The sequence below is a fragment of the Actinomyces oris genome, assembly GCF_001929375.1.
Lineage (GTDB): Bacteria > Actinomycetota > Actinomycetes > Actinomycetales > Actinomycetaceae > Actinomyces > Actinomyces oris_B.
Genome location: NZ_MSGO01000061.1, coordinates 19,442 through 27,642, shown reverse-complemented (window position 1 = coordinate 27,642; position 8,201 = coordinate 19,442). Strand labels below are relative to the sequence as shown.

8 protein-coding genes and 1 pseudogene are annotated in these 8,201 nt (G+C 63.1%); 6 read left to right on the top strand and 3 right to left on the bottom strand.

Annotated features, from left to right (window positions below):
• A pseudogene (locus tag BKH32_RS13350) lies at positions 1–448 on the top strand (transposase); the annotation flags it as partial.
• Positions 449–564: 116 nt separating this feature from the next.
• On the opposite strand, the gene BKH32_RS11895 reads toward BKH32_RS13350, so the two are convergent.
• Positions 565–1,620 (bottom strand): alpha/beta fold hydrolase, encoded by a 1,056-nt coding sequence (locus BKH32_RS11895; protein WP_256691835.1) that lies wholly within the window; start codon positions 1,618–1,620, stop codon positions 565–567.
• Between the two features lie 37 nt (positions 1,621–1,657).
• A complete protein-coding gene (locus tag BKH32_RS11890) occupies positions 1,658–2,098 on the bottom strand; it encodes a helix-turn-helix domain-containing protein (RefSeq protein ID WP_075250216.1) in 441 nt (146 codons plus the stop codon).
• A gap of 1,093 nt (positions 2,099–3,191) precedes the next feature.
• Here BKH32_RS11890 and BKH32_RS11880 point away from each other — a divergent pair.
• From BKH32_RS11880 to BKH32_RS11870, 3 genes are read left to right on the top strand one after another with little or no spacing between them, the layout of a single operon-like run.
• Entirely contained in the window at positions 3,192–3,767 is a 576-nt protein-coding gene (locus tag BKH32_RS11880) for a hypothetical protein (RefSeq protein WP_143222830.1), read from the top strand.
• Between the two features lie 16 nt (positions 3,768–3,783).
• Entirely contained in the window at positions 3,784–4,173 is a 390-nt protein-coding gene (locus BKH32_RS11875) for a helix-turn-helix domain-containing protein (protein WP_075250213.1), read from the top strand.
• Positions 4,166–4,597 (top strand): hypothetical protein, encoded by a 432-nt coding sequence (locus tag BKH32_RS11870; protein WP_075250212.1) that lies wholly within the window; start codon positions 4,166–4,168, stop codon positions 4,595–4,597. Before BKH32_RS11875 ends, BKH32_RS11870 begins: the two co-directional genes overlap by 8 nt.
• Positions 4,598–4,705: 108 nt before the next feature.
• Here BKH32_RS11870 and BKH32_RS13755 read toward each other — a convergent pair whose 3' ends face one another.
• Entirely contained in the window at positions 4,706–4,972 is a 267-nt protein-coding gene (locus BKH32_RS13755) for a hypothetical protein (protein WP_143222829.1), read from the bottom strand.
• A 1,342-nt stretch (positions 4,973–6,314) separates the two neighbouring features.
• Between BKH32_RS13755 and BKH32_RS11860 the strand changes: the two genes are divergently transcribed.
• Positions 6,315–7,355: an ATP-binding cassette domain-containing protein gene (locus tag BKH32_RS11860; protein ID WP_075250211.1), complete on the top strand. Its 1,041-nt coding sequence runs from the start codon at positions 6,315–6,317 to the stop codon at positions 7,353–7,355.
• Positions 7,352–8,185, top strand: coding sequence for an ABC transporter permease (locus BKH32_RS11855; protein WP_075250210.1), 834 nt, complete (start codon positions 7,352–7,354; stop codon positions 8,183–8,185). The genes BKH32_RS11860 and BKH32_RS11855 overlap by 4 nt, the downstream gene beginning before the upstream one ends.
• Positions 8,186–8,201: the final 16 nt, after the last annotated feature.

Below are 8,201 nucleotides of genomic sequence, written 5' to 3'. Positions count from 1 at the left end.
TACCGGGCCAGGCGCACCCTACTGACCGGGGCCGGCCTGCTCACCGACGCCCAGGCCGAGCGTCTCGAGGCTCTGTTCGCTGATGATCGCCACGCTGCGGTCCAGGCCGCCTGGGGCGTCTACCAGCGCCTCATCCAGGCCTACCGCACCGAGGAGGCGGGCCTGGGAAAGTACCTGATGCAACGGCTCATCGACTCCCTGAAGCAGGCCATCCCAGACGAGCTGGAAGAGATCCAGACCCTGGCCAGAACCCTGATCAGCCGCAGCCAGGACATTCTGGCCTACTTCGACCAGCCCCGTACCTCCAACGGCCCCACCGAAGCGATCAACGGGCGCCTGGAGCACCTACGCGGCATCGCCCTGGGATTTGCGCAACCTGGCCAACTACACCATCCGCAGCCTCATCCACACCGGACGCCTCAAAGACCACCTGACAACAACCACCTAAACCAGCCGATAAGCCCCACCTACCACACCCCCAAACACGAAGAGCCCGTTAACACCGTGGTGTCGGCACCGATTTTAATTTTCAGAAAACACTCCTATCCCACTCCTGCAACAAGGTTAACGAAGATCATCGACGGCCTTGATAAAAACCTCAGGCCGTTCAGAATGAATATTATGACCACTTTTAACGTTGTCGACTAGAGTGTTACGAGAGAGAAGCGAGTGGACACGCGACGCGTCACGATCATCCATAGCACCGAGCAGTACCCCACGATCATCATAGTAGCCCCGCATATTCGACGGATGAGCAGCATGCAAAAGAATTGACGGACAGCGCACAGCCTTCAACATCTCCACCTGATCAAAACCTGCAAACCACGAGAAATCATAAAAGGTCTCACCGAATCGCAAATCATAGGAGCCCGTACCATCCTGCAAGTTCGCCGTCAAATCGAGGAATTCATTGACATGCAGCTCAGGAGGGTAGTACCAAAGACGCGGTATTTCGCCGGGATGACGCCTCATGTAATCGAGGGCAGGCCGCTTAACAAACACATCAAAGTTCTTTTTCCCAAGAACCTGCGCAAGATAGGTGTGCTCAAGTGAATAACGGGTGAAATTTCGTTCACCACCGTGCAAGAAATGATGCATGTCACGAAACCCGAGCCAAGCAAATGTCTTCTCAGCCCTTCCAGGTTCAGTCGCAAAGAATGGCGCATCCTCAATCAATAAACCAGTGACAAGCTGTGGAGCCTTGGCGGCAACGATGGTCGCCAACAGACCTCCCGAAGAGTGACCGGAGATCAAGACAGGAGACTTGACAACGTGCTGGATAAACCACACGAAATCAACTGCATTCTTGATCGCCGTATAATCTGCCGGATTTTTACTCGATCCACCATGGCCATAACAGTCGACCGCAAACACGTGATAGCGTTGAGATAGTTCTCCGAGCACCGCACTATAGTCCCTCCACGTTGTTTGCTGGCCGTGGACCAACATGAGCGGTGAACCATTGTTCGGTCCCTCACCATAGTGAATGATTGCACCACTCGGCAGCATTACCTGCTTTTCGATATAACCAGCACGACGAACAACCGCCTCCGCAGCCCGATCATAGGTCATATTTCGATGAGCATAATAAGTCACACCTCCCCCGAGCAAGCCAAGCACGACGCAAATGATTATCAGCACACGCACCCTCTTTCGCTTAGTTTTCAGTATTATCATGTGCCGCACGATGATCTCCCTCCACGTGACGAGCAGCCTGCACAAAGAACTGCGCATCCATCAAAGCAAGCCCCTGATCGATGTCGCCAATAAGTAGGAGCTCGTCGCCAGACTTGATATTGAATACCTTTCTGGCTCGCACTGGAAGCGCGAGTCTCCCATCCTGATCGATCACAACGGTGCCAAATATGTATTTGCCGGGGCGATCAAGCATGGAAACAAATGAAGTGTCACCGTTGACAAGATCGTCGATCGAAACATCGAACGCCTGCGCTAACCGAATACATGAGGAAATGTCGGGATTACCACCCGGAGCCTCCCACTTGGCAATGGTCTGTCGAGAGACGCCAACCTTGTTTGCCAATGCTTCCTGAGTCCAGCGATGCTTTTTACGCAAGGCGGCGATGTTACTACTAATCATAAATGAATGATAAAACGACACACTATGGTCGTCAATCAAACAAAACAGACACGATGAGGTTTACATGTTAAAAATAGTGGCATCCACGCCTGTTTGAATCACACCAGAACCCGCCCTTCACCGATCCTGATCTGATGACCTTCCCGGGGCGGGCAGCCCTGGTCCCGGCTAAGGACGCCGAGCACCGCATGAGCCGGGTCCTGCTGCGCAAGTCCTGAGCGCCCGTCTCCCTCGTCCTCGTGCTGAGGCTCCAGCGGGGTGAGCCGCCTGAGGTGGAGTCGTCCGCCGGTTCACCGGACGAGGCGGGCGTGGTCTCCCGCAGCCGCCCTGCTGGCCTCGGGCGTGCACTGCACGAGGGCCGGGCGCTACGGGAGGAGGGTCGGGTGTACTCCACGTAGGTGGGACCTTCGTGCAGTGCGCACAACCCCTGGCCAGTAGATCCCCACCCTCATGGAGTAGCCGAACTGAACAGGCCCGACCGGAAGCGGCGCCGAGCGTGCGCCGCCTCGCTACTCATCGTTCGCGGTACGACCGGTCTGCCCGGCGGGAGACGGGTAGGTGACATCCGGCATGTCCCCAGGAATATCGATGCACCCCACGCTCCCCGGACAAAGTGCCGACACTGTACGTGCAGCCGCTGAGACGTGATCCCACAGGACGCGGGCGCCCCAGGTGCCGTAGCACTGCGCGACAGCAGCGAGATCTTCTTGCATCGCGGTCTCGTCATCGGAAGCAGCGAACACGATACTGGCGATAGCGCCGTCGACCCCACCGACCCCGTCGCCCTGACCGACGCCTCCCGCGACGTCGCCGGCCTGCTCGCAGGCGCTGCCCTGGCCACCGGCGACACACGCCAGCGCGAGGCGCTGATGGTCGCCGCGCGCTCATTGGGGTGCCTTGCCCAGACCCACCACCGGCCCGCGCCGCCACACCGACACCTCTCTCCCGTGCGAGGCGGCTCCTGGAGGCCTGTTCGACCCACGCTGAGGCACCACCCCTGGGCGTGAGCGAGCCGGCCTGTTGCACGGCGGCCACAGCCGTGTGGCACAGAGAGAGCGTCAACGTGTCATACCTACCGGTCTACTATCGACCTGTGAGCACAGGTGCGAACTCCAGCAAGTCGAACGCTTGTCTTCGTTTGTCCGTGGACTTCTACTGGCACGGCGGAGGCGACGGCACCCAGGAGCAGCACATCGCCCTGGCTGTCGAAGCCCTCATGGCGGCGCTCAAGAAGCGTCCCCACAGGCTCTGGAGCCCCTTCAATGAGAGGTATACCCGGACTGAGTTCAGGAAGCGTCTGGAGAAGGCGGCACGCGGTGACCTCCAGCCGCCGGGAGAGATCAAGTCCCTGCGCGCAGGGGACATCCTCTTCGAGATCCGTTGGACAGGAATCAACGTCCATGAGCGTCAACCCACAGGCTCTGAACGCCACACAACGGCAGAGGTGCGGCTGATCCACGCCCAGCCCTACGACGAACTCGGCCTATGCGTCCTGGGACTGCACGCCCACGAGAAGGAGATCATCGACGGCGACGCGCAAGCAACCAAGAGACTCCAGGACGACCAGATCGACCTTGCTGAGCAGCTCTTCTCCAGTGGACGCAGCACCTGCTGGGGCGTTCAGCGACGCAGTCAACACGGATCTAAGTTGCCTACGCGCACCCCATAGTCATAGAGTCTTTTCTATGACAACCGTCAGCGAAGAGGTCCTCGACCGCAGGGCAGACCTGCTGATCGAGGCCAAGGACTCCCTACTGAAGCAGCTTGTCGACCTGCGCAAGCACCACGGGCTGAGCCAGCAAGACGTGGCGAACCGTATGGGCGTCAGCCAGCCGACCGTCGCAGCCTTCGAGCGCTACGACGCCAACCCCACACTCTCCTCCATCGCCCGCTACGCCATGGCCGTTGAAGCGGTCCTGGACATGAAGGTCATCGACGACTGCGGCGAGGGCGTGCCCTCGGACTGGCAGTTCACTGGTTCTGCGCAGCACACCTTCAAGGTCTCCTCCACCCGCCCCCCGCAGTACATCCTCCCCAAGAAGTGGGACGTGACACAGAAGGCCACTTATGCCTGACGTCGCCGCCCTCAACGACGCCAAGGAGATGCTGGACGCTGGCCTGGAGCTGACCGGCATCCGCTTCGACCGGCTTGCGATCGACCTCACGGACACCATGGGCGAGGACGGGGAGACACCGCTTGAGATTGAGTGCGTCCTAGGCACACGCCAGGAGGGCAGCCAGTTCGGCGCCAGGTTCGAGTTCCAGGTCACGGCTCCCCAGTGGAGCGCCGTCATCGGTGTCGTCACCGAGTACACCGCCGCCCAGGACTTCGAGCTGTCCGAGCAAGCCCCTGCGGACTTCGCCTCCAAGGTCGCAATCATGGCGGCCTTCCCCTACATCCGTGAGGCCCTGGCGAACCTGACCATGCGGGTCACGGGGGCAGCCGCCCTCCTGCCAATAATCCGTCAAGGAGAACTCACCTTCCGCTCAAAGCCGTAAAGCCCACTGACACGGACGGGGCCTGCACGTACCATCGCGTATAGGTCCCGTCCGTGCCCCACATCGCAGGCATCCACGGCGGGGTGACGGTGGGCATCAACAGCGTCTCTAGCGGGTCAAGTCCCCTGGTGAGGACTCCCGCTGGGTGGGAGCCTGCTGCGGCCCCTCCGAGGAGCCGTTGGGCGTGCGGGTAGCCTCGCTGGCAGGCCTGGACAGGGGCATGTCCCCGGTGCGTGCCGCCCTGACCACTGCGGAGTCGATCCCCTGATCAAGTTTCTCCTGCGCCCACTGGTCCCGGGCCTCAGGAGAGTCCCACGGCGGCGGGGTGCGCCGCAGCCCCTGCCCCTCCTGGGCTGGGGAGCCTGCGGCCCTCATCAACCCCGTCGAGGTGAGCTCGGCGAAGTCGGCCCGGATGTAGGTGTCAAGCCCCGGGTTTTGTGGGAGTTGGTTTAAGTTGGTTGTGGTTGTTCCTGGCGGTGGGTATCGGGTGCCCAGGCGGCTTCGTGCTCGGCGGGGGTGCGCATACCGATAGCGGAATGGGGCCGGGTGGTGCCCGTTCCAGTGGACCCACTCGGCGGTGGCGACCACGGGCGGCGTCGATGTCCTCCCAAGGTTCCTGGCCAAAGGATGAGCTCGGCCTTGTACAAGGAGCTTGAGCGCCTCAGCCGGGGCATTGTCATGGGAGTCCTCCTTCGACCCCACCGAGGCGACCGCCTCGCAGTCTAATAGAGCCTGTCTGTAGCGGATGGGGCCGGTACTGCACTCCACGGTCGCAGGTGGCGCACCAGGCCGGTCAGGTCAGCACCGACTCGTTTTCGTTGCCAGTCGGCCATCTGAAGGGCGTCCAGGGCCAGGTCGGTGCACACTGGCCGGTAGGTGGTCCGCCACCCCACGATCCGCCGCGAGAGGCACGTCAGTCACGAAAGCCACATAGACCCACCCCGAGAAAGTGCGCACGTAGGAGGGGGTACCTCCCACGTAGTGGGGGAATGTCGGCGGGCCCACAGCTCGTTCGGCCTGAAAGCGCTGAAATGCCTTTTGACGAGGTCGGCCGGGCACTGGTCCTCAAGGCACCGAGCGGGTCGTCCTGGGCGACTTGGCGCGTCTGACACCGCGGTAGACCCAGGTCACCCATAAGCCGCACAGGCGGTGCACCGCCCCCGCGTGACCGGCACCGTGACGCTCGGCGACCTCAGGGCGGCCCCGCATCACGTGCATCTCTCTAGCCCCCAGGAACCGAGTAGCTGGTTCTTGTGGATCTTGGACATCTCCGCCTTGAGGGCCTCGTCGCGCAGGCTCCTGGCGCTAGGAGGCCGGCTACGACAGGCGCAAGTCACGTGCTCGGGGCGATCTGCACACCATCCCCACTGAGCGTGGCACAGATCGGCCAGGCCCCGAACCTTCTCCTTCCTGGCCTCGATGTACCGGCAGATCAGCGCGACGGGCGCTCACACTCCGCCGCGATAGACAAGCCGACGCGCTCCTCAGGATCACGTTGGCTCTTCGCAGCTTTCGGACCGTCACCTTATTGGTGGCCCCGGGTGGCCCAGCCCCGGGCCACCCGGGGCCACCAACAAGGTAACGGGGTTCTGGAGTGATTCATGAGGATCGTAGCTTCTGCCGTTCGGCTCGACGCCGTCGTCGGACGAAACGGTGTGAAACTCAGCCCCGTCTCAGTGAAACCGCTTTGAAACTGTGCGGAGCCAGCCTTGGTGGCATGACCACATCAACAGCAACCAGATCACCCTCATCCAGCGCGGCCCCGGCCATCAGGACCGATGGCCTGACCCGGACCTTCGGCTCCTTCACCGCCGTCGACGGCCTCGACCTGGAAGTCCCCACCGGCATCGTCTACGGCCTGCTCGGCCCCAACGGTGCGGGTAAGTCGACGGCGCTGCGCATGATCACCACCCTGCTGGCCCCCACCCGCGGCCGGGCGATGGTCCTGGGGCACGACGTCGTCCGCGAGCGCCACGCGGTGCGCAGTCTCATCGGGGTGACGGGACAGTACGCCAGCGTCGACGAGACGCTCACCGGGGTGGAGAACCTGCGTCTCTTCGGGCGCCTTCTGGGTCTTGGCCGGCGCCGGGCGCGTGAGCGGGCCGACGAGCTGCTGGCCGCCTTCAGCCTCACTGAGGCCGGTGGCAAGCGGGTGAGCGGCTACTCCGGTGGGATGCGGCGCCGACTGGACCTGGCGGTCTCGCTCATCTCCCGACCCCCGCTCGTCTTCCTCGACGAGCCCACCACTGGCCTGGACCCGCGCACGCGCGAGCAGATGTGGGATGTCATCCGCTCCCTGGTGGAGGGCGGCTCCACGATCCTGCTGACCACCCAGTACCTGGAGGAGGCCGACCGCCTGGCCCACCGGGTCGGCATCATCGATGCCGGATCTCTCATCGCCGAGGGCACACCCGATGAGCTCAAGGACCGGGTGGGCAGCAGCTCCCTGGTACTAACCCCGGCGACCCCCGAGGACCAGGCGGCCACCGCCGCGATCATCGAGCGAGTGACCGGTCACGCCCCCGCGACCGTCGACCAGGGCACCCACCTGCAGACGCCGTTGAGCAAGGCCTCGGTGGCCACCGAGGTGCTCGTGGCCCTGCGCGACGCCGGCCTGTCCCCCAGAACCGTCTCGGTGGACCGCCCCAGCATGGACTCGGTCTTCATGGCCCTGACCGGGCAGCCCGGGAGACACGACGACGCGGCCTCACCCGCTTCCCCATCCGCCCACACCTCGGACTCTCAGGAGCAGTCATGACCGTCTCAGCCACCGCGACCACACCGACCAGCACCTCCCTCTCCCCCAGCGTCCCGCGTTTCAGCGAGGCCAGGCTCATCCCGGACACCCTGGCCATGGCCTGGCGCTCGCTCATCACCATGGTGCGCAACCCCGGGGAGTCCTTCGACGTCCTCCTCCAACCGATCATGTTCACCGTCATGTTCGGCGAGCTCTTCGGCGGCGCCATCGCAGGCGACGTCAAGGCCTACCTGCCCACGATCGTCCCTGGGCTCGTCATCATGAACGCGCTGACCACGAGCCAGAGCGTGGGCGTGGACCTGCGCGAGGACATGGACAAGGGCGTCTTCGACCGCTTCCGCACCATGCCGATGTCCCGTATCGCACCGGTCCTGGGCCCCATGGTCTCCGACGTGCTGCGCTACCTCATCTGCACCTCGCTGACCGTACTCACCGGCTGCGTCCTGGGCTACCGGCCCGTCAACGGATGGTCGGGGACGCTCGGCGCCATCGCCCTGGCGACGGGCTGCGCCTGGGCCATCGCCTGGATCTTCCTGCTGTTGGGAACGATCTTCTCCTCGGCCCAGGCGGTCACTTCCTTCTCGGTGATCATCATGTTCCCACTGACCTTCCTGTCCAACGCCATGGTGCCCACCTCGACGCTTCCGGGCTGGCTCAAGGTCTTCGTGCGCAACAACCCGGTCTCACACATCGTGGACGGCTGCCGCTATCTGCTGGACGGAACAGCGGGCTCAGCCGGGGACGTGCGTGCCGCGATCATCGGCTCGCTCCTGGTCCTGGCCGTCATGGCTCCCCTGACGGTCGTGCGTTACCAGCGGCGCAACGCCTGAGCCGCCGGTCAGGGAC